This window comes from Mycobacterium sp. KBS0706 (assembly GCF_005938675.2).
Lineage (GTDB): Bacteria > Pseudomonadota > Alphaproteobacteria > DSM-16000 > Inquilinaceae > Inquilinus.
Genome location: NZ_VCCH02000045.1, coordinates 27086 through 48620 on the forward strand (window position 1 = coordinate 27086; position 21535 = coordinate 48620).

At 68.9% G+C, this 21535-nt stretch carries 16 protein-coding genes; 7 read left to right on the forward strand and 9 right to left on the reverse strand.

Annotated elements, in window-relative coordinates; translation table 11 throughout:
* The first annotated feature begins 4 nt into the window (after positions 1-4).
* Positions 5-178 carry a hypothetical protein gene (locus FFK22_RS43125; protein WP_186002605.1) on the forward strand — a complete coding sequence of 58 codons (174 nt, stop codon included), beginning with the start codon at positions 5-7 and terminating at the stop codon, positions 176-178.
* Positions 179-230: 52 nt separating this feature from the next.
* On the opposite strand, the gene FFK22_RS23190 is transcribed toward FFK22_RS43125, so the two are convergent.
* Positions 231-3653: a M10 family metallopeptidase C-terminal domain-containing protein gene (locus FFK22_RS23190; RefSeq protein WP_186002606.1), complete on the reverse strand. Its 3423-nt coding sequence runs from the start codon at positions 3651-3653 to the stop codon at positions 231-233.
* A 979-nt stretch (positions 3654-4632) separates the two neighbouring features.
* Between FFK22_RS23190 and FFK22_RS23195 the strand changes: the two genes are divergently transcribed.
* Together FFK22_RS23195 and FFK22_RS23200 are read left to right on the forward strand one after the other, a co-directional pair.
* On the forward strand, positions 4633-5772 hold the full coding sequence (locus FFK22_RS23195) for a ribonucleotide-diphosphate reductase subunit beta (RefSeq protein ID WP_221938790.1): 1140 nt from the start codon (positions 4633-4635) through the stop codon (positions 5770-5772).
* A 92-nt stretch (positions 5773-5864) separates the two neighbouring features.
* A complete protein-coding gene (locus FFK22_RS23200) occupies positions 5865-7064 on the forward strand; it encodes an NAD(P)/FAD-dependent oxidoreductase (RefSeq protein WP_138890588.1) in 1200 nt (399 codons plus the stop codon).
* On the opposite strand, the gene FFK22_RS23205 is transcribed toward FFK22_RS23200, so the two are convergent.
* A complete protein-coding gene (locus FFK22_RS23205; RefSeq protein ID WP_221938791.1) occupies positions 7061-8023 on the reverse strand; it encodes a sugar-binding transcriptional regulator in 963 nt (320 codons plus the stop codon). The two genes, FFK22_RS23200 and FFK22_RS23205, sit on opposite strands and share 4 nt — an antisense overlap.
* Positions 8024-8247: 224 nt before the next feature.
* Between FFK22_RS23205 and FFK22_RS23210 the strand changes: the two genes are divergently transcribed.
* Entirely contained in the window at positions 8248-9471 is a 1224-nt protein-coding gene (locus FFK22_RS23210; RefSeq protein ID WP_138890589.1) for a L,D-transpeptidase family protein, read from the forward strand.
* Between the two features lie 343 nt (positions 9472-9814).
* On the forward strand, positions 9815-11803 hold the full coding sequence (locus tag FFK22_RS23215) for a M1 family metallopeptidase (protein ID WP_138890590.1): 1989 nt from the start codon (positions 9815-9817) through the stop codon (positions 11801-11803).
* Positions 11804-12025: 222 nt separating this feature from the next.
* On the opposite strand, the gene FFK22_RS23220 is transcribed toward FFK22_RS23215, so the two are convergent.
* From FFK22_RS23220 to FFK22_RS23245, 6 genes are all read right to left on the reverse strand, one after another.
* Positions 12026-12490, reverse strand: a complete 465-nt coding sequence (locus tag FFK22_RS23220; protein WP_138890591.1) for a GFA family protein — start codon at positions 12488-12490, stop codon at positions 12026-12028.
* 188 nt (positions 12491-12678) lie between these two features.
* A complete protein-coding gene (locus FFK22_RS23225) occupies positions 12679-14322 on the reverse strand; it encodes an ABC transporter ATP-binding protein (protein ID WP_138890592.1) in 1644 nt (547 codons plus the stop codon).
* Complete coding sequence (locus FFK22_RS23230) at positions 14319-15170, reverse strand: ABC transporter permease (protein WP_138890593.1); 852 nt, start codon at positions 15168-15170, stop codon at positions 14319-14321. The genes FFK22_RS23225 and FFK22_RS23230 overlap by 4 nt, the downstream gene beginning before the upstream one ends.
* Positions 15167-16108, reverse strand: coding sequence for an ABC transporter permease (locus FFK22_RS23235; protein WP_138890594.1), 942 nt, complete (start codon positions 16106-16108; stop codon positions 15167-15169). The genes FFK22_RS23230 and FFK22_RS23235 overlap by 4 nt, the downstream gene beginning before the upstream one ends.
* 25 nt (positions 16109-16133) lie before the next feature.
* On the reverse strand, positions 16134-17690 hold the full coding sequence (locus FFK22_RS23240) for an ABC transporter substrate-binding protein (RefSeq protein WP_186002607.1): 1557 nt from the start codon (positions 17688-17690) through the stop codon (positions 16134-16136).
* Between the two features lie 44 nt (positions 17691-17734).
* Positions 17735-18859 carry a C45 family peptidase gene (locus tag FFK22_RS23245; RefSeq protein WP_186002608.1) on the reverse strand — a complete coding sequence of 375 codons (1125 nt, stop codon included), beginning with the start codon at positions 18857-18859 and terminating at the stop codon, positions 17735-17737.
* A gap of 175 nt (positions 18860-19034) precedes the next feature.
* Between FFK22_RS23245 and FFK22_RS23250 the strand changes: the two genes are divergently transcribed.
* The gene (locus FFK22_RS23250) at positions 19035-19973 is read left to right on the forward strand and encodes a GntR family transcriptional regulator (protein WP_186002609.1); all 939 of its coding nucleotides are present in this window, start codon (positions 19035-19037) and stop codon (positions 19971-19973) included.
* Positions 19970-20503 (forward strand): GNAT family N-acetyltransferase, encoded by a 534-nt coding sequence (locus FFK22_RS23255; RefSeq protein ID WP_138890597.1) that lies wholly within the window; start codon positions 19970-19972, stop codon positions 20501-20503. The genes FFK22_RS23250 and FFK22_RS23255 overlap by 4 nt, the downstream gene beginning before the upstream one ends.
* Here FFK22_RS23255 and FFK22_RS23260 read toward each other — a convergent pair.
* Positions 20500-21417: a LysR family transcriptional regulator gene (locus tag FFK22_RS23260; protein WP_138890598.1), complete on the reverse strand. Its 918-nt coding sequence runs from the start codon at positions 21415-21417 to the stop codon at positions 20500-20502. The two genes, FFK22_RS23255 and FFK22_RS23260, sit on opposite strands and share 4 nt — an antisense overlap.
* Positions 21418-21535 lie beyond the last annotated feature (118 nt).

Genomic DNA, 21535 nt, shown 5'->3' on the forward strand with positions numbered 1-21535 from the left:
GGTCATGCTCGTGCTCGGCCTGATCGAAGCCCTGGAGGACAGCATCATGACCTTCGCCATGATCTGGCTCGGCGGCATCCTGCTCTGCGCCGCACCATATATCTGGGCCCTGTGCCGCGCCGCCCGGGACACGGCGCGGCCGCCGGCGCCGCGCCGACCGCTGCGACGCGACAAATGAAAGAGGCGGCGGGGGAACCCGCCGCCTCCGTCATTCTCCGGTGAACGGGTGGTCAGAGCACGAAGTCGCTCGCCACCAGGACGCCGTTCAACCCCTTCAGCACGATGTGGAAGTCGGACACGCCGTCACCATTGAGATCGCCGGCAATGGTGATGACGCCCGAGCTGGTGTTGGCGGCGCGCAGCTCGCCGGCATGGTGCGTGAACAGCCCCGAGCCGATATAGGTGAACGCTTGGTTGCCCGCCGCGCCGGTGTTGGCGTCGATCCCCGACAGGTCGATCTTGTCGCCCTGCGCCCGGCTGAAGTCGGTGCCCACATCGGCGTTGGCGCCGAGGCCGCTGTCGCCGGCCGCCGAAAAGACGAACCGGTCGGCCCCGGTGCCGCCGGACAGCGTATCCCGTCCCGCGCCACCATTGATCACGTCATTGCCCTCATAGCCGTTGAGGACGTTGTTGGCGACGTTGCCGGTCAGCGTGTCGCCGCCCTTGCCGCCGTTGACGGCCTCGATGCCGACAAGGGTATCACCCTGCGCCTCGCCGCCGCTGCCGATTCCGGTCGCGAGATTGACCGTCACCGCGTCGGTGCTGCCGTAATAGCTGACCGTGTCGGCGCCGGCCCCGCCATCGAGGTGGTCGGCCCCCGCGCCGCCGCGGAGGAAGTCGGCGCCGCCGCGGCCGTAGAGGGTGTCGTCGCCGTCGCCGCCATCGAGATTGTCGTGCCCGGCCAGGCCGATATTCGGCGAGGTCGGCGGCGGCGGCGTCACCGAGACGTTCAGCTCATAGGTAGCGCCGCTGGGGACGATCTTTTCGGTATCTCCCGTGTCGTTGTTGTACTGCCCGACCACGATGTAGTAGTCGCCGGTCTCGGTGACCTTGAAGCTGAACAGCGAGTCCGTCCGGCGGGCGGAGCCGGGATCGTTGCCGCCGTCGTCGTTGAAGGCGACCACGGTGCCGTCGGCCCGTTCCAGCCACAGGAAGCTGTCGCTCAGCCCGTCCGAGGTGTGGTCGATATCGGCGGTGATGACCGTTCCCGCATTCACGGTCAGCTTGTAGTAGCCGCCCTGGCCGTTGCCGGTGGCGTTGACCGTCGAATGCGCCAGGGTGGTCGCGTTGCCGATGTCGGCATCGGCGGCCAGCGAGAAGTTATTGGTGATGGCATGGGCGGTGGCGACGGAGTTGTTGGTCGCGCTCGGCGCCAGCGTCGTGTAGCCGGTGCCCATGCCGACGCCGGTGACCGGGAACGGGGTGAAGTCGCCGTCGATCGTATCGTTGCCGGCATTTCCCTTCAGCACGTCGTCGCCGCCCTGTCCGACCAGCTTGTTGGCGAGGGCATCGCCGGTGAGCTGGTCCTTGTGGGCGGAGCCGGCCAGGCCCTCGATCGAGATGTACGTCTCCGGATGCGAGCCCGGCACGAGGAGGGAGACGTTGACCCCGGTGGCGCTGCCGTAATAGGCCGCCATGTCGAGGCCGGCGCCGCCGTTCAGCGTGTCCAGCCCGCCGCCGCCGGCGAGGACGTCGTCGCCCGCGGCGCCCGACAGGACGTTGACGCCGGCATTGCCGATCAGCGTGTCGGCGAACTTCGAGCCGATCACGTTCTCGATGTTCGTCAGCTTGTCGAACTGATGCGTCGTCGTGGTGTCGCCTTCGCCGTCGCCGCCGCTGGCGGTGCCGGTCGCGAGGTTGACGGTCACGCCCTCGGTCGCGGGCGTCCGCGGCGGGCCGAACATCGGCTGCCGCTCGTCCAGCGTGTAGTCGGCCGTGTCGATGCCGGCGCCGCCGTCGAGGAAGTCCGCCCCGGCGCCGCCGATGAGGAGGTCGTTGCCGGCGTCGCCGCTCAGCACGTCGCCGTCGCGGGCACCCTCGAGCTTGTCGTCGCCATTGCCGCCGTTGAGGACGTCGCCGCCGCCGAGGCCGAGGAAGTAGTTGTTCGAGTCGTTGCCGACGAAGCGGTCGATGCGGTCGTCCGACCCGATCAGGTTCTCGACGCTGAAGAAGGTGTCGCCGGACGCCGTGCCGCCGGCGGCGACATTGGTCACCAGGTTGACCAGCAGCTGGAACGGGCTCTCCAGGCTGAAATCGACCGTGTCGTTGCCGGCGCCGCCGATGAAGACGTCGACGCCCGCCATCCCGCGCATGATGTCGTCGCCGGCGCCGCCGTCGAGCACGTCGTCGCCCTTGCCGGCATTGATCGTGTCGTTGCCGTCCTCACCGTACAGCAGGTCGTCGCCGTCCTTGCTGTCGGGGCCGGTGATGATCGGCAGGGTGTTGTTGCGGTCGCGGCTGTCATTGGTGTCGGCGCCGCCGACGATGATGTCGTCGCCGGAGCCGCCATGGATCTCGTCGGCGCCATTGCCGCCATCGATCCGGTCGTCGCCGCCGCCGCCCAGCAGCTCGTTGTCGCCGTCATTACCGATGATGATGTCGAGATACGCGCTGCCGACGCCCTTCTCGATATAGTACTCGGTCGCGTCGGCATTGTGGCCGTCGAAGATGGCGACGTTGTTGGTGTGGCCGTTGACGCTGGAGAAGCGGCCCTCGCGCAGGTCCAGGATGGTGCTGTCGGTCGAGCCGGAGAAGTCGACCGTGTCGTGGCCGCCGGTGTCGTGGATCACGAAGCCGATGTCATGGGTCGACCCGTCCGCCGTCAGCGTGTAGCCCAGCCGCGTGCTGCCGAAGCCGTAGACGTCGTCGCCGGTGTTGAGCTGGATGTCCTGGTAGCTGCGGACGCCGTTCGTCACCGTCGAGAAATAGTGCCGGATGACGGCCTCGATATCGGCAATGCCCGGCGTGGTGTTGGTCCAGGCCGTGCTGCCGCCGATGTCGATATTGTCGAAATACGACATCACCGAATATTGCTGGTTGTCGTAGACCCACTTCGCATCGTTGTAATAGGTGATCTGCGGTCCGCCGGGGCCGCCGTAATTGTAGAAGCCCGGATGGTTCAGGCCCCATTCATGGCCGAACTCATGGATGAAGGTGTTGAAGATATAGCCGCCCGGAGAGGTCGCGTCCGGCTCGGTGTCGTGGAAGCGCTGCCCGACGCTGACATAGCGGCCGGCGGAATAGGCGCTGCCGTCATCCTGCTCGCCGACCTCCGGGCTGACCACTTCGAGATAGTCGGTCGCCGCGTTGAAGGGCCGGTCGGTGACGATCGTGAATTGCAGCGGCGTCACCGCCGACCACATCTGCAGCGCCCCGGTGGCGGCCTCCAGATAGGCCGGATGGTCGCTCAGCTCGGACAGGTTCACCACGATCGGCGATTGCGCCATCGCCGGCGTCAGCGGGCGGTTCAGCGCGCCGAGGTAAGTGAGAAACGTCTCGTAATTGGTGTCCTTGTTAAACGGATTGTCCGGGGTCTGGTCGATGTTCTGCCAGTTCTGCAGATCCTCCGGGCTGATCGTCAGCGAGCCGGCGCTCGCCTGGACTGTCGGGGTGGAATGTTCTCGGCTGTAGCCCATCTGGCAAAGGACGCACATGTGTTTCCCCTTTGATGTCGGCCCTGGCATGGGTCCGTGTCGGGTCGGCGCATTCGGCGGCGAATAGAATCCCGTTCACGGAAGCCGCGTCAGCTTCGGCCGTGGTGTCAGCGTCTCTCGATTAAGGTCTCGTCAGCTGGCGCCGGACAGTGTCCGCCGCTCGCACTCAGCGCGTCCGCGTCGCGCCCCGGGCACCGATGCACTGACATCGCCCCGGACGCGGCGCCTGCGCCGGTGGGGACGATGCATGGCCCGCCGGGATCGATGCAGGCGTCAAGGAACGACGCCGCGGCAGTCCCGACGTGGATGCGATGCTCATGGTTATCGTTGTCCCCCTGTTTGCGGTTCGCAGTTTGTCGACATGCCGGGATGAGAAACGTCACGCGTCGCCCGTCCAACCGCTGCGGCCATTTCTTGACGGACGCCAATGACAACGGCGCCACGTCCTGGCTCTTCCACCTCTCAAACGAGAGGTGAAGCGCGATTCAGCATCTCGACTGTCTGCGCACCTGTGGCATCATCCTTCGGCAATGTAGCGGCCACCGCAATCAAAAAATCTCTCATATCCGGTTACATCGCGAGGCTTTGTTGGTGTACATACACCCGCCTCCGCGGGCGGCAGACAGATATTTCCAGAATGCCCATCTGTTTATGCAATAGATTATCCGAAATTATCCTCAAAACCGTTCAATCCACTGCCTGGCCGATCAAGGCGATTGCAGGCACCGCATTGCAACTTTCTTTTCTTCTGCAACCCCACGATCGGGCGGGTGGATGATTTCACGACAGTCGGGCGGGCCACGAACGCTAGTGCCGCCGCGGATTGCTCGGGTGTCGGGACCTGGCGGCACAACACCTGGGGTTCGCCTTGCTGTCCGCGGCAACATCTTGTAGGGTCGCCGACCCTGCGTCGCCGCCCGAACCTCGACGGTCCCGGTGCCGAGCCGAGAATCCGTCCACCACAGCCGTGAGCCACCCCATGACCATGCTCGACTGGTCCGACACCCCCGCCGCCGCGCCGATCCGGGCGAAGCGGTCCGACGCGCCCGCAGCCGGCCTCGCGGGCGACGCCACCGGCCTCGGCGCGATCGACCGGTCCGGCGGCCGGGTCAGCATCGACGACAAGGCGATGATCAACTGCCGCGCCGACGTCAACCAGCTGCTGCCGATGAAGTACCGCTGGGCGTGGGAGAAGTACCTGGCCGGCTGCAACAACCACTGGATGCCGACCGAGGTCTCGATGCAGGCCGACATCGCGCTGTGGAAATCGCGCGACGGGCTGACCGAGGACGAGCGCCGGTCGGTGAAGCGCAATCTCGGCTTCTTCGCCGCCTCGGAGTCGCTGGTCGCCAACAACATCGTGCTGGCGATCTACCGCCACCTGACCAACCCGGAATGCCGCCAGTACCTGCTGCGCCAGGCCTTTGAGGAGGCGGTGCACACCCACACCTTCCAATATGTGGTCGACAGCCTGGGCCTGGACGAGGGCGAGCTGTTCAACATGTATCGCGAGGTGCCGTCGATCACCGACAAGGCGGCCTGGGCGCTGCGTTACACCCAGAACCTGTCAGACCCGTCGTTCCGGACCGGCACGCCGGCGGCCGACCAGGCCTTCCTGCGCGACCTGGTGGCGTTCTACGTCATCTTCGAGGGCATGTGGTTCTACACCGGCTTCGCCCAGATCCTGTCGCTCGGCCGGCGCAACAAGATGGTCGGCATCGCCGAGCAGTACCAGTACATCCTGCGCGACGAGTCGATCCATCTGAACTTCGGCATCGACGTCATCAACCAGATCAAGATCGAGAATCCGCATCTCTGGACAGCTGAGTTCCAGGAGGAGCTGCGGCGGATGCTGGCCGAGGCGGCGGAGCTCGAGGCCGCCTATGGCCGGGACACCATGCCGCGCGGCTTCCTCGGCCTGAACGCGGCCCTGTGCGAGCAGTACATGCACGTCATCGCCAACCGCCGCTGCGCCCAGCTCGGCCTGGCCCCGGTCTTCGCCGAGACCGAGAACCCGTTCCCCTGGATGTCCGAGGCGATGGATTTGAAGAAGGAGAAGAACTTCTTCGAGACCCGGGTGATCGAGTACCAGAACGGCGGTGCGCTGAGCTGGGACTGATCCGCTCCCGCATTCAGCCGAAGGATGGCGTTGCCTCCGGCCCGGGCCGATCCTAGCGTTCAGACAGGACCGACGGAGCGAGGGGGGCGGGGATGCAGCGCATCTTGATCCTGGGCGCGGGATTCGCCGGGCTGTGGGCCGCGGCCGGCGCGGCGCGGGCGCTTGACGCCTTCGGCATCGGTCCCGGCCGGGTCAAGATCACGCTGATCAACCGCGACGCCTGGCACGGCATCCGCGTGCGCAACTACGAGGCCGACCTCGACGCGATCCGGGTGCCCCTGGCCGCGGTGCTCGGCCCGATCGGCGTGCATCTGGTCGAGGGCGAGGTGACCGACATCGATCTGGCGCAGCACACCGTGCGCTGCCTGGTTGCGGGCAAGGGGGTGGCGCTGCGCTACGACCGGCTGGTCTTCGCCCTCGGCAGCACTCTCGTCCGGCCGGCGATTCCGGGGCTCGCCGAGCACGGCTTCGACATCGACACCTTCGCCGGCGCCCGCCGCCTCGCCGGCCACCTGGCCGGGCTGGCGGACCGGCCGGCATCGCCAGGGCGTGACACCGTCCTGGTCGTCGGCGCCGGCCTGACCGGAATCGAGGCCGCGACCGAGATGGTCGGCCGGATCGGGCCGGGGGCCCGGGTGATCCTGGCCGACCACGCGCCACAGGTCGGCTCCGACATGGGCGACAGCGCCCGGCCGGTGATCGAGACCGCCCTGGCCGCGCTCGGCGTCGAGACCCGGATGGGCGTGTCGGTCGCGGCGGTCGAGGCCGGCGGGGCGGTGCTGTCGACCGGCGAGGTGATCCCGGCCGCGACCGTGATCTGGTGCGCCGGCATGCGGGCCAGCCCGCTGACGGCCCGGTTCCCGGTGGAGCGCGACCGGCTGGGCCGGCTTCCGGTCGATCCGACCCTGAAGATCATCGGCTGCGACGCCGAATTCGCGGTCGGCGATTCGGCGCGGGCGATGGTCGACGACGGCCACGCCTCGGTGATGTCCTGCCAGCACAGCCGGCCGATGGGCCGCTTCGGCGGCCACAACGCGGTCGCCGACCTGCTCGGCCGGCCGCTGCTGCCGCTGCGGATCGAGTGGTACACCACCATTCTCGACCTCGGCGCCTGGGGCGCCGTCTACACCGAGGGCTGGGATCGGCAGGTGGTGGCGCAGGGGACGGCGGCGAAGCAGACCAAGCAGATCATCAACCGCCAGCGCATCTACCCGCCGGCGAACGGGGACCGCCGCGCCATCCTCGATGCCGCTGCCCCGGTGATCCAGGCCCCGCCGCAGCGCTTCCGCTAGCCCAGGCTGACCAGCGCCGAGGCCGCGGTCTCGTCGGTGATCAGGCCCTGCAGCAGGCCGCGGGTCAGCACGGCGCGGATCGCCGGCACCTTGACCGTGCCGCCGGCGATGGCGACGGCCGGGCGCTGGGCCACGGCGTCGAGCGGCAGGCCGATCACCCGGTCGCGCAGCGGCGAGGGCAGCACCTGGCCCTTGGCGTCCAGGAAGTTGCCCAGCACCTCGCCGATCGCGCCGGCCTGGCGCAGCACCTCGAACTCGGCGCGGCTGATCACCTTGTCCTGCAGCACCGGGGCGCTGTCGTCGAGCTGGCCGATGCCGATCAGGATGGCGTCGGCCCGCGCCGCCAGCGCCATGATCTCGCGGAACGGCTTCTGCTCCGCCAGCACCCGGCGGTCCTCGGCGCTTTCGGCGATCAGCGGCGCCGGCAACAGGTAGCGCTGGGCGCCCAGCCGGTCGCCCAGCCGCATCACCACGTCGAACGGGTTGTAGGAGGAATCGCGCGCGATGTTGCCGGTGACCGAGACCACCTGGTGCTGCGGCCGCGGCGACGACGCCATCTCCTCCACCGCCGCGCGCACGCTGCGGCCGTTGCCGACGCCGATCACCAGCGGCGCGTCGGTGTCGACCAGCCGCTCGATCCAGGTGGCGCCGGCGATCGCCAGCGCCGGCAGGTTGGGCTGGGCCGGCGCCACCGGGTCGGCCGGCACCACCTCGCAGAAGCGCAGGCCATGGCGGCGGGCGATGCGCTCGCCCAGCTCCATGCAGGCGGCGATCGGATGGTCGATCCGGACCTTGACCATGCCCTCCTGCGCGGCGAACGCCAGCAGGCGCTGGGCCGCCATGCGCGAGACGTTGAGCCGGCGGGCGATCTCGTCCTGGGTCAGGCCCGAGACATAGGACAGCCATGCCGCCCGTGCCGCCTGGTCGCGCTTCCTCTCCGCCTGGTCGATCCCCGGCATCCGCCACGCTCCGCGCCGTTCCTTCTGCACCATCTCCGCCGATCGGGGCGTCCGGCGCAACGGTGGCGTGCAGCGATTGCGGTTCGCCGGCATCGCGGCTGCGGCGATGATGCCTGCTCCGGCCCGTGTCGAAAGGCTTGACCGCAGCGCCGCGGAACGGTTCCTTCCGGCCGGTAGGAAGCAGGAATCCCGCTCGGCAAACCGGCGGGCGAGCGAAGGGGCAGATGATGATTCGGTGGGCTCTGGTGCTGGCGGTGGCGCTGGCGCCGCATGTCGCGGCGGCCGCGACCAAGCCGACGCCGGTGGCGGCGGAGGACAAGGTCCACGCCCAGCTGCGCCTGGCGCTGGAGCGGGCGGAGGCCGAGCTGGCCACGGCGCCTTCGGCGATTCCGGTCGGCACCCTCAAGCCCAGCGCCGTCGACCCGCGCGTGCCGCTGCTGCGCCAGCGGCTCGACGCCATGGGCGTGGCGCTGCCCGAGGCTGCCATGCCTGCGGTCGCCGTGCCCGCCATCGTCCAGCCCGCCATTGTCGAATCTGGGGCGGCGCCGGCGGAGCCGGTGCCGGTGGTGGCGACCGCGCCGGAGCTGATCGGCCCGGTGGCCCCGGCCACCCTGGTCTATGACGAGGCGCTGACCCAGCGCGTCAAGGCGCTGCAGCTGAGCTGGGGCCTGCGCGACGACGGCGTGGTCGGCCGCCGCACGCTGCGGGCGCTGAACTTCACCCCGGCGGACGAGGCGGCGTCGCTGCGCCAGACCCTGGCCCGCTGGCAGGCGCCGCCGACGCGCGGCAAGTCGATCACGGTCAACGTGCCGACCGCCGAGATCATTGCCTTCGACAACGGGGTCGAGGTGCTGCGCACCCGCGCCGTGGTCGGGTCGCCCTTGACCCAGACGCCGCTGATCCAGTCGAACATGATCGCGGTCAAGTACAATCCGGACTGGACCGTGCCGCCCGGCCTGACCAAGAAGTACAAGGCGCTGATGGCGGCCGGCCAGTATGACGAGATGCGCAAGCACAACGTGGTGGTGAAGACGCCGGAGGGCCAGACCTTCGACCCGGCCCAGGTGCCGCCGGACATGGTCGGCACCATGGGCTGGAAGTTCTGGCAGCCGCCGGGCGACGACAACGCCCTCGGGCTGCTCAAATTCGAGCTCGACAACGACCAGGCGATCTATCTGCACGACACCAACAACCGCAAGCTGTTCGCCACCGACAACCGGGCGGTGTCGAATGGCTGCATCCGGGTCGAGAACTATCTCGGCCTGGCCGCCTGGGTGCTGGGCACCGACATCCCGGCCGTGGAGGCGGCGATCGGCACCCAGAAGACCCACTTCGCCCGGGTGCCCAGCCGGATCCCGGTGCGCATGACCTACTACCTGGCCTATCCGGACACGGCAGGCGGCATTCGCTACGGCGAGGACGTCTACACCCTGGCTGAGGGCAGCTAGGGCGGGGCCGGACCGGGCACCAAATATTGACCCGTCATGGCGAGCCCGGAAGGGGCGTGGCCATCCAGCAGCACCGCCCCCTGGATGGCCACGGCGCTTCGCGCCTCGCCATGACGGAAAAGAAGCGGGGCACTAAAGCCCATTAATATTAGCGCGAATTCAATATTCTCGTCCCGCTGATCCAGTGGATGCGCGAGCCGCGCGAATCATGCTCTAAGCGAGTCCATCGGACTCACGAACTCCTTCCTGGATCGCGCGCGACAGCATCGGCCAGGTCACCGTCGAAACGACGACGGTCCGCGACGGCGCGCCTGGGGTGGTCATTGCAACGGAGCGGAAAGCCATGCAGCGGATCAGCCGCCTGTCTCGTCCCGTCATCGTGTCGCTTCGCCCGACCCTTGCCGTCCTGCTCGTCGCCGCCCCGGCGCTGGCGGCGGAATACCAGCCGCGCGAGACCTTCGCGCCGCGGGAGATGGGGCAGGCGGTCAACACCTATCGGTCGGGCAACGGCGCGCCCGGTCCGGAGTATTGGCAGAACCGCGCCGATTACCGGATCCAGGCGACGCTCGACCCGAAATCCCCCTCGCTGAGCGGCGAGGAGGTGATCGCCTACACCAACAACAGCCCGGACGCGCTCGGCGAGCTGTGGCTGCAGCTCGACCAGAACATGTACCGGCCGGACAGCCGCGGCGTCTTCGCCGCCGGCAAGCCGGACAAGGGCTCCTCCGACGGTTTCGTGCTCGACGACGTCGCGATCGAGCGCGATGGCAAGACCACGCCGGCCTCCGTCCTGGTCAGCGACACCCGCGGGCGCATCCAGCTCAGCCAGCCATTGGCGCCGAAGGGAGGCCAGCTCAAGCTCCACATCCGCTACCATTTCACCATTCCGGGCGAGGAATGGGGCGGCCGCATGGGCTGGGGCAAGGCCAAGGACGGCCCGATCTACAGCCTCGCCCAATGGTATCCGCGCATGCAGGTCTATGATGACATCCGCGGCTGGGACACGCTGCCCTTCCTGGCCCAGGAATTCTACCTGGAATACGGCGATTTCGACTACGCGATCACGGTGCCGAGCAGCATGATCGTCGCCGGCTCCGGCGAATTGACGAATCCCGATGCGGTCTTGACCGGGGACCAGCGCGCCCGGCTCGACAAGGCCCGGACCAGCGACGCGACGGTGGCGATCATCGGCCCGCAGGAGATCGGCGCCGCCGCGACGCGGCCGAAGCCGGACGGCACGCTGACCTGGCATTTCGCGATGAAGCAGACGCGCGACGTGGCGCTGTCGATCTCGCCGGCCTTCGCCTGGGACGCGGCCCGCATCAACCTGCCGGACGGCAAATCGGCACTGGCCATGTCGTTCTATCCGGCCGAGAGCCAGGGGGCCGACCGCTGGGGCCGGTCGACCGAGTATCTGAAGGATTCGGTCGAGCGGTTCTCCGCCCGCTGGTATCCTTATCCCTGGCCGGTGGCGGTCAATGTCGCGGGGCCCGACAACATCTCCGGCATGGAGTATCCGGGCCTGCTGTTCGATGGCATCGGCGACGCGGGCAAGACCCTGTTCTGGATCACCGCGCATGAGATCGGCCACACCTGGTTCCCGATGATCGTCGGCTTCGACGAGCGCCGCGACGCCTGGATGGACGAGGGCTTCAACACCTTCATCGACGTCTACCAGTCGGACGAGTTCAACCAGGGCGAATACGCCCCCAAGCGCGACAGCGAATATGCGCCGGGCGGCGGCAATCCGGCCGACGAGATCCTCGCCGTGCTGAAGGACCCCGACGCGCCGGTCATCCTGTCGCGCGCCGACACCATCATCGAGAAGTACCGCCACCCGGTCACCTACTTCAAATCGGCCTTCGGGCTCGTGCTGCTGCGCGAGCAGATCCTCGGGCCCGAGCGCTTCGACGCCGCCTTCCGCGCGTTCATCGCCGCCTGGGCCTTCAAGCATCCCAAACCGGCCGACTTCTTCCGGTTCATGGAGAGTGCCGCCGGCGAGGACCTGTCCTGGTGGTGGCGCGGCTGGTACGACCACAACTGGTCGCTCGATCTCGCCATCGACAAGGTCGAGCCGGGCGATGCAGCCGAAGGCACGGTGATCACCGTCGAGGCCAAGGACAAGCTCATCATCCCCGCGACCCTGCGCGTCGATTTCACCGACGGCAGTCACCGCGACTATCGCCTGCCCGCCGAAAGCTTCATCCGCCAGGCGGCGACGACGGTGACGACCGACCCCGGCAAGACGGTGGCGCAGGTGATCCTCGACCCCGACCACAAGCTGCCGGACGCGGACCGCACCGACAACGTCTGGAAGGCCAAAACGCATTAGGGCGGCTCCACTCGGCCTAAGCTTTTAATTCTCCCCCTCCCCTTGCGGGAGGGGACAGGGGGGAGAGGCTGCGCGCGTCCGCGCGCGAATGCGTAGGGAACAGTCCGGCTGTCAGGTTCGAGATGCCAGGGCACCGGCCGGTTCGTGCGGCGAAAACCCCCTCCCCCTGCCCCCCTCCCGCGAGGGGAGGGGGGACTCATTTGCTTTCGGCGTCTCCCGGACTCAGCCCGCGGCCGGCAGCGGCGCGCCGATCAGCCGGAAGAACTCCCCTGCATCGGGCGCCCCCTCCGGCCAGGCGGGAACCTGCGGGTCGATCGTCAGCCAGGGCTGCTTCCGCTTCGTCCACATATGGGCGACGACGGACAGGCGGTGGCTGTCGTCGAAGGTGCCGGCCCGGATCACGACCAGGCCCGGGCGCGAGCTGTTGGTGTTGCAGACCCGGGTGAAGCAGGCCGGGCAGGCGACCTGGTGCGAGACCCGGCAGCCGTTGGCGCTCGGCAGGTCGAACCGGCCGACCGGGCCGGTGCAGGCGAACCGATCCTGCGCCACGATCGCCTGCTGGCTGAAGGCGCTGCCGCACCAGGTCTGGCAGTCCAGGCAATGGCAGGCATAGGTCAGAGGCAGGTTCTCGGCGTCGAGGCGCCAGCGCACGGCGCCGCAACGGCAACCTCCTTCGATCCCGGCCAACTCGCCCTCCCGAACGTTTCCGGCCGCGAGAATGCGGGATCGGGCCGGGAATGGGAACGGCCGTATCGACGACGCATATCTGCAGCACAAAACTCGTCATCCCCGCGGAAGCGGGAATCTCATCGCGCCTCGACCGGCAAGAGATTCCCGCTTTCGCGGGAACGACGGCTAAAAGGGGAAGGGCGCCCCTATGCCGCCGCGATGCGCCGTCCCTTCAGCTCGAAGCCGCCGCCGTTCAGCCGGTGCAGGGCCGGGGCCGCAGCCAGGAGCTCGCGGGTGTAGTCGTGCTGCGGATGGTCGAACACCGTGTCGCGCGGCCCCGTCTCGACGATTTGGCCTGACTGCATCACCGCCACCCGGTCGGCCACCTGCTCGACCGCGCCGAGGTCGTGCGACACGAACAGGCAGGCGAAGCCGTAGCGCTCCTGCAGCGCCCGGAACAGCTCCAGGATCTGCTTCTGCACCGTCATGTCGAGCGCCGAGACCGGCTCGTCGGCGATGACGAAGGCCGGACGGCGGATGATGGCGCGGGCGATCGCCACGCGCTGCCGCTGCCCGCCCGACAGCTGGTGCGGATAGCGCCCGGCATGGTCCCGCGACAGGCCGCAATCGGCCAGGGTCTCGGCCAGCCGGTCCGCCTTCTGCTTCGGCGTCATCTCCGGCGCCAGCCGCAGCGGCTCTGACACGATCGGGCCGATCTTCATCCGCGGGTCGAGCGAGGAGTAGGGGTCCTGGAAGATCATCTGGCAGTTCAGCCGATGGTCCCGTGCCGCGGCGTCCTGGCGGGCGCCATGCACGTCCTGGCCGCGGAACCGGATGCGGCCGGCGCTGGGCTTCAGCAGGCCGACGATGGCGCGGCCCAGCGTGGTCTTGCCGCTGCCGCTGCCGCCGACCAGCGCGACCGTCTCGCCCGGATGGATCGCCAGGCTGACCCCGTCCACCGCCCGCTTCGGCGGGGTGCGCGAGAACAGCCGCTGCCGGCCGGCATGGTCGATGGTGACGTCCTCGACCGCGATCAGCGGGGCCGTCTGGTCGACCGGCGGCCGCGCCGTGCCGCGCTTCGGCAGCGCGTCCAGGAGCTTGCGGGTGTAGTCGTCGCGCGGGCTCAGCAGCACCTGCTCGGTCGGGCCACCATCGACGGCACGGCCGTGCTGCAGCACCACCACATGGCGAGCGTAGCGGGCCACCATCGCCAGGTCGTGGCTGATCATCAGCACGGCGGTGCCGTTCTCGCGGGTCAGCTCGACCATCAGGTCCAGCACCTCGCGCGCCACCAGCGTGTCCAGCGCCGTGGTCGGCTCGTCGGCGATCAGCAGGGCCGGCTTGGTCAGCATCACCGAGGCCAGCATGATCCGCTGCCGCATGCCGCCGGAGAATTCGTGCGGATAGGCCGACAGGCAGCGCTCCGGGTCGGCGATGCGGATCCGCTCCAGCATCGCCAGGCTGCGGCGCCGGATCTCGGCATCGTCCAGGCGCAGATGCAGCTTCAGCGCCTCGGCCATCTGCCGGCTGATCGGCATCGCCGGGTTCAGCGACACCATCGGCTCCTGGAACACCATGCCGATGCGGGCACCGCGGATCTTGCGCAGGCCCTTGGGCGGCAGCGCCGCCAGGTCCTGGCCGTCGAAGCGGACCCGGCCCGCGATCCGCTGCATCGGCGGCGGCAGCAGGTCCAGCACGGCGCGCGCCGCCATGGTCTTGCCGCTGCCGGATTCGCCGACCAGCGCCAGCATCTCGCCGGCCGGCAGGGCGAAGCTGAGGTCGTCGACCACCAGCGGCCCGCTGTCGCCGGCGCGAATGGTCAGGTGCTCGACCGAGAGGAGGGGGCTCATCGCTGCATCCTGGGGTCGAGGCGGTCGCGGATGGCGTCGCCGAACAGGTTGATGCCGAGCAGGGTGAGGGAGATGCACAGGCCGGGGAAGATGCCGAGCCAGGGCGCGGTGCCGATATAGGGCCGGGCGGCGGCCAGCATGTTGCCCCAGGTGGCGGCCGGCGGCGGCACGCCGAGGCCCAGGAAGCTGAGCGCGCTCTCCGACAGCAGCACCCAGCCGAACATGCTGGTGGCCAGCACGGTCAGCGGCGCGATGCAGTTCGGCAGCACGTGCCGGGCCATGGTGAACAGCTCGGAATTGCCCATGATCTGCGACGCCTCGACATATTCGCGGCCGCGAATCGACAGCACCGTGCCGCGCACCACGCGGACGACCGAGGGCATGTAGGCGAGGCCGAGGGCCAGGATGATGCCGTATTTGTTGGCGCCGAGCACCGCCATGATGCCGAGCGCCAGCAGGATGCCGGGAAAGGCCAGCAGGGCGTCGTTGAACACCATGATGATGCGGTCGACCCAGCCGCGCATGTAGCCGGTCAGGACCCCGACCAGGGTGCCGCCGGTGACCGCGGTGGCGACGGTCAAGAGGCTGATCCAGGCGCTGGTGGCGGCGCCGCTCATCGCCCGGCTCAGCACGTCGCGGCCGAACTCGTCGGTGCCCAGCCAATGCGCGGCCGAGGGCGGCTTGAACCGCGACAGGATGTCGATCTTCAGCGGGTCGTAGGGCGTCCACACCGCGCTCAGCAGGGCGGTCGCGACCAGCACGCCGATGATCAGCCCGCCGATCGCCGCATTGGCGCGGATTCGCCGCCGCGGGCCGGCGGCTGCGGTGGAGTGGGCCTGCACGCTCATGCCGTCACCCGCGGGTCGAACAGGGGATACAGGAGGTCGACGATCAGGTTGACCACGACATAGATGCCGGCGACGAACAGCAGGCAGCCCTGCACCACCGGATAGTCGCGGGCATAGATCGAATCGACCAGCAGGCGGCCGAGGCCGGGGATGGTGAACACGGTCTCGACCACGGCGATGCCGCCCAGGAGGTTGCCCAGCATCAGCCCGATCAGCGTCCAGGTCGGAGCGAAGGCGGTGCGGAAGGCGTGGCGCCACAGCACCGCGCCCTCGGACAGGCCCTTGGCCCGGGCGTGGGTGATGTATTCCAGCCGCATCACCTCGATCGTGCTGGCCCGCGCCATGCGGATGATCACCCCGGTCTCGACCAGCACCAGCGTCGCCACCGGCATGATCATGTAGACCAGGGCGGCGCCGGCATCCTCGCCGAAGGGCACGTAGCCGATCACCGGCAGCCATTGCAGCTTCAGCCCGAGCAGCAGCAGCAGCAAGAGGCCCAGCCAGAAGCTCGGGATCGACAGCAGCAGCGTGGCGCCGGAGATCACGGCCAGGTCCAGCGGGCTGTCCTGGCGCCAGGCGGCGATCATGCCGGCGGGCACGGCCACCAGGCTGGCCAGGGCGACCGCGACCAGGACGATGCTGGCGCTGACCGAGAACCGGTCCAGGATCAGCGGCAGCACTGACTGGCCGGTGCTGATCGAATGGCCGAAATCGCCCGACAGCGCGTTGCCGAGCCAGTACAGGAACTGCACCGGGATCGGCTGGTCGAGGCCGAGCGACCGGCGCAGGTCGGCGACGGCGGACGGATCCGCCATGTCGCCCAGCATCAGCGTCACCGGGTCGCCCGGGATCAGCCGGATCATGGCGAAGACGATGATGGCGACGACCAGCAGCGTCGGCACCGCCATGCCCAGGCGTTGCAGCAGGAAGCGAAGCATCGCGGCCTCCCCCGAGCGGACCGGTTCAGTTCTTGATCGCCACGTTCCACAGCCGCGGCTTCGACGCCGACCAGGGCTTGTAGCCCTCGAGCCGGTCGGACACCGCGGCGATATCGGCCCCGTTATAGGTCACGATCAGCGGCACGTCTTCGATCTGCATCTGGTGCAGCTTGTCGAAGATCGCCTGGCGCTGCTTCGGGTCGCTGGTCACCATCGCGTCCTGGATCAGCTTCAACGCCTCGGGGTTCTCCCACACCTTGCGCGGCTGCTTGTCCTTCGGGCCGGACATCATCTCGTAGCTCAGCGCCGGGTCCATCCGGGCGGAATAGCTGAATGACATGGTCTGGTAGTCGCCGCTGGTGTAGCGGTCCAGCTGCGCGCCCCAGTCCAGCACCTCCAGCTCGATATTGATCCCGGCCTGCTGCGCCAGCGCCTGGGCCAGGATCGCGGTGTCGTAGACGCTCTGGATCTTGCGGTTGACCAGCATCTTGATCGGCTGGTCGGTGTAGCCGGCCTCGGCCAGCAGCGCCTTCGCCTTCTCGATGTCCGGCGCGTAGCCCTGGCGCTCGACATCGGTGTAGTAGGGGCTGGCGCTCGGCATCACCGACGGGTTCGCCGGCGAGGTGCCCTGGGTCAGCGCCTGGGCGATCTGGTTGCCGTCGATCGCCAGCGCCAGCGCCCGGCGGATGCGGACATCCTTCAGCAGCGGGTCGCGGGTCTGGAACAGGATGGCGTTCATCGACAGGGCCTGCGCGAACTCGGTGCGCACGCCCTTCTGGCCGTCGAGCTCCTGCTTGTCGGCGATGCTGACATCCGGCACCACGTCGATGTCGCCGGACAACAGCGCCGTCTTCGCCGCCGCCGGGTCGCCGATGATGTTGAAGCGCACGGTCTCAGCCAGGGCCTGCTTGCCGCCGGTATAGCCGTCGCGCTCGCCGCCGCGCGAGGCGTAGTCGGCGAAGCGCTTCAGCAGCACATACTGCGCCGGCTCCCACTTCTCCAGCTTGTAGGGGCCGGTGCCGATCGGCGCGATCCACTTGCCGTCCGGGCCGACCGAATCCGGATGGATCACGGCGCCCTCGGCGCAGTCGGTCCGGGCCATGGTGGCCAGGAACAGCGCGCTCGGCGCGTTCAGCTTGAACACCACGGTCTTCGGGTCCTGCGCCTCGACTGCCTCGATCTTGGTCTTGCCGCGGCCGTCGAACTCCGGCAGGCAGCGCCATTCGGTCTTGGGGTCCAGCCAGCGCTTCCAGCTCCACACCACCTCGGCCGAGGTCATCGGCGCGCCGTTCTGGAACTTGATGCCGTCGCGCAGCGTGAAGGTGTAGGTCTTGCCGTCGTCGGAGACGGCGATCGTGTCGGCCAGCATAGGCCCGACCGAGGCGTCCTCGCGATAGGCGACCAGGCCCTCGACGATGTGCAGGATCACCGCATCGGTGTTGTCGTCGCGCTTGGTGCCGGGATCGGTGCTGCGCAGGTCGCCGTTCAGCGCCACGCGGATGGTGTCGGCAGCCGGCGCCGCCCAGGCCGGGATGGTCGAGGCGAGCGCCGCCGCGAGCGCAAGAAGGGAAAGACGGGTCAACAGGGCCTCCCTGTGTTGAGGCGTTGCAACAGGCCGGACCGCGTTCAGGCCGCGTTTTTGGTCCGGCGGGAGAGGTCGAGCGAATAGGTGGTGAAGGTCCGGTTCAGGGCAGGCAGCGGCGCCACCTCCATGACCCCCTCGGCCGGGCGCATGATCACCATCGCCACGGTGGCCGACAGGTTCGCGCGCGACGACGGCCGCGGCGGCCGGCAGACGGCGTAGGGCGTGCCGAAATCGTCGAAGAAGGCGGCCTTCATGTCCTCGGCGGTCAGCTGGCCGCGCCTGGCCTCGAGGTGCTGCTGCACCCGCCAGTCGCGGTAGTAGCTCTCGGGCGAGCTCGGGATGCCGGCTTCCTTCAGCTTCGTCAGCGCCACCGGGCTGCGCCAGTGGTTGGCATGCACCAGCAGCCCGTCCTCCGGATACAGCGGGAAGGTCTCGTCCGGCGCGCATTCGAAGTCGATGGCGAAGCCGCCGGCATTGCTCAGGATCATGTTGTTCGAGGCGGATTTCGCCGTCGTCGCCACGATCCGCATCGACAGGGCGAAATGCTCCTGCTCCAGCGCCTTGCGCCGGATCAGCGGCAGCGGCACCCCGACCTCCAGCTTGTAGTCGCGGTCGGATTCCAGGTAGTTCGCCGTGATCGCGGTGCCGACCGAGTTCAGCCCGTTGCGGGCCAGGCCGCCGGCCTCGGTGAAGGTCAGCACGTCCGGCCCGTCCTCGCGCCGCACCCGCAGCACGATCGCGGTCTCGGCGCATTCCGCCCGCCAGTCCCAGTTCTGGCCGTGGATCAACTGGCCGTCGGCGCTGGCCGACCCCATGATCACGGCGCCGGTGCAGCCGTCCGGGTCGTCCTCGGCCATCCCCTTCCGGCGATGCGCCAGCTGCATCACCTCGGTGCGGCAGTTGATCAGCGCCACCGCCTCGAAGTCCAGCTCGGCGCCCTCGGCGATGCCGCGCATCTCCTCGATCAGCTCGGGCGCGAAGGCGTCCATCTTCGGCAGGAAGTCGCCGACGAAGCCGCGGATCTGCGCCCAGTCATAGCCGAGGTCGCGCAGCTGCCGGGCATAGACCTCGACGCTCTTGCGGGTGCGGTCGGCCGCGGCGGCGCCATATTGCCGGCCGCGTTCGCGCGGCGTGCCGTGGATGTCGACGAAGGGGAAGGGCGTCATGATCGGCAGACCCGTGTGTCATCGGATGGTCACACCGTAATGCACTTTATGGAGACGAAAAACATGTTTTTAAGGCATGCTGCGAAGTCGAAAGAATTTTACACGCTCGCCGCACGCCCTTTCCCCGCGTCGCGCGATCGCTATCATGAGAGGGCAGGACAGCGTGGAGCAGAGCGTGTCAGCGGCTGAAGCGGCGGAGCGGGCGAGCCCGCTGCAATTGGAACTGGCCCGGCAGATCGTCGAGCGCATGCGCGACGAGGGCTGGGTGCCCGGCATGCGGGTGTCGGAGCAGGCTCTGGCCCGCACGCTCGGCGTGTCGCGCTCGCCGATCCGCGGCGCGCTCGACCTCCTGGTGGCGCAAGGCGTGCTGGAGGCGGCGTCCGGCCGCGGCTTCGTCGTGCTGCGCCGGCCGGAGGGCAACGAGATCGCCGGGCTGATCCCGCGCTCGGAGGGCGAAGAGGTCTACGCCGCGATCATGACCGACCGGGCCAATGGCCGCCTGCCGCAGGAGGTGTCGGAGGCCGAGCTGATCCCGCGCTACGGCGCCTCGCGCGGCGTGGTGCGCAAGGTGCTGATGCGCTTCGCCGCCGAAGGGCTGGTGCAGCGCCAGCGCGGCCATGGCTGGCGCTTCGTCGACAGCCTGGAGACCGACGAGGCGGTCAACGAGAGCTACCAGTTCCGCATGGTGGTGGAATGCGCGGCGTTGCGGCAGCCGGGCTTCCGCGTCGACCGCGACCGGCTGCTGCAGCTGCGCCGGGCGCATGAGGACATCATGGCCCGCGCCGCCGGCGGCGTCGGCACCGACGAGTGGTTCCGGGTCAACACCGCCTTCCACGAGATGCTGGCCGCCTCGTCCGGCAACCGCTTCTTCCTGCAGGCGGTGCGGCAGCAGAACGCCCTGCGCCGGATGCAGGAATACGCCGATTTCGTGCAGCTGCCGCAGGGCCGGGTCGAGCAGTCCTGCCGCGAGCACCTGGCGATCCTCGACGCGCTCGAGGCCGGCGACATCGAATGGGCGGCGGCGTTGCTGCACCGCCATCTGGCGCTGGCCGCCGGCACCTATGCCGGCGAGGCCGCGGCGGATGGCAAGCCACGGGCCGAACTGAGCGCATGACGGCGGCGGCTGGGCCCTACCGCATCCGCCCGGGCCGCCCCGACGAGGTCGAGACGGTCCGCGCCATCGAGGTCGCGGCGGCATCGCAGTTCCGCGGCGTCGGCCTGCCGACGATCGCGGCGCTCGACCCGGCGGAGCGGCAGGAGGTGCTGTTGCGGGCGCGGGAAGGGCGGCTGCTGGTCGTGGCCGACGCCGCCGACCGGCCGGTCGGCTTCGTCCTGTTCGGCGAGATCGACGGCACCCTGCACATCGAGGAGCTGGACGTCCATCCCGACCATGCCCGCCGCGGCCTCGGGGCGGCGCTGATCGAACGGCTCGACGCCATCGCCCGCGACCGCGGGCTGCCGGAGCTGACCCTGTCGACCTTCCGCGACGTGCCCTGGAACGCGCCCTATTACGCCCGGCTCGGCTTCGTGCCGATGCCGGACGAGGCCCTCGGCCCCGGCCTCGCCGCGATCCGCGACATGATCGCCGCCAAGGGCATCGACATCATCCCGCGCCTGTTCATGCGGCGGCCGGTGGCGGGCTAGGGCTGGTCCATCCTGACGAATTCGGAGCGGAGCCTGGTTGCGGCGAAATCCACGAAGGCCCTGACCTTGGCGCTGGCCAGTCGGCCTTCCGGAATGACGAGATGGGCCGGCAGCGGCGGCAGCTCGTCTTCCGGCAGCAGGATGACGAGGCGACCCTCCCGGACATGCTGATCGATCTTATACGACATGATGCGGAGCACGCCTTCGCCATCGACGGCAGCGTCGACTGCGGCCTGATCCGCATTCACGGTCAGGCGCGGGCGCACCCGCACGTTCCGGTTCATCCGCTGTCCGGGCGCGGGCGGGAAGCTCCAGATCTCATTCGGGCTCAGCTGAGCGATCGCGATACAGTCGTGGTCCGACAGGTCGGCCGGAGCGGTGATCGGGGGCCTGTTCGCGAGGTAGTCCGGCGAGGCGCAGAGCACGCGTCTGACATCGCCGACATGCAGCGCGATCATCGTCGAATCCGGCAAGGCCGCGATCCGGAGGGCCACATCCACACCCTCGTCGATCAGGTTGATCATCTGGTCCAGCAGCAGGAGGCGGATCTGGACGTCGGGGTGGGCTTTCAGGAACGCGCCGACGATCGGGCGCAGGATATGGGTCCCGAACATCACCGGCGCCGTGATCGTCAACGGGCCGCGCGGCACGGTTTGTGCGCCGGCCACCGACAGGTCGGCTTCTTCGAGGTCGGTCAGCATGCGCCGGCAGGCCGCGGCATAGCGTTCGCCGGCATCGGTCAGCCGCAGGCCGCGGGTGCTCCGATGCAGCAACTGGACGCCGAGCTGGCGTTCGAGAAAGGCGATCGCGCGGGTGACCGCCGCCGGTGACCGGCCCAGCCGGCGTCCCGCGCCGGCGAGGCTGCCTTCATCGAGGCTGGCGACGAACACGCGCATGGCGTCGAGTCGATCCATTGTCCTTGCGGCTGGCGAAAGAAGGGCTTTCGGAGGATAGGCGTTCTGGCAGCCGGGACAAAGCCGTAGCCTTGTGCAGCGAGAGGGCGGCCGCGCCCCTGCAACTCCGCCAGAATGA